The sequence below is a fragment of the Lelliottia sp. GFLA7 genome (assembly GCF_056490165.1).
This window is the reverse complement of the sequence record NZ_JBWLAQ010000079.1, coordinates 1-448: the sequence shown is the minus strand read 5'-3', so window position 1 is coordinate 448 and position 448 is coordinate 1. Positions and strand designations below refer to the sequence as shown.

At 72.1% G+C, this 448-nt stretch carries 1 protein-coding gene; it reads right to left on the bottom strand.

Going from position 1 to position 448, the window contains the following annotated elements; translation table 11 throughout:
- On the bottom strand, nucleotides 1-448 hold a 448-nt coding region (locus AC07RN_RS21240), incomplete at both ends, for a gluconeogenesis factor YvcK family protein (RefSeq protein ID WP_478337256.1).

Here is a 448-nt window from a genome sequence, read left to right as displayed (position 1 = left end):
GCGTGCCGACGCCCGCCTTACCGCGTCGAGGAGTTCCGGGACGAGAACATGCGGAATGACACTCGAGAACCACGATCCGGGGCCGAGTACGACGAGGTCGGCCACGTCGATTGCGCTGAGCGCCTCCGGGGACGCAGGCGGGTTGGGCGGCCGCAGCCGCACCCTGCGCACCTTCCCCGGCGTCGTGGCGACCGCGACCTGGCCACGGATGCAACGACTGACCCGGGGGTCGGTCTCGAGCCCGACGACGTCGGCCTCGATCTCGAGCGCGACCCGGGACATGGGCAGCACGCGCCCCTCGATCTCGAGCAGTCGGGCGACGGTGTCGAGGGCCGCGACGGTGTCGCCCAGCACCTCGGTGAGTCCGGCGAGGATCAGGTTGCCGACGGAGTGGCCGGCCAGCGCACCCGTGCCGCCGAAGCGGTGCTGGACGGTATCGGTCCACGCC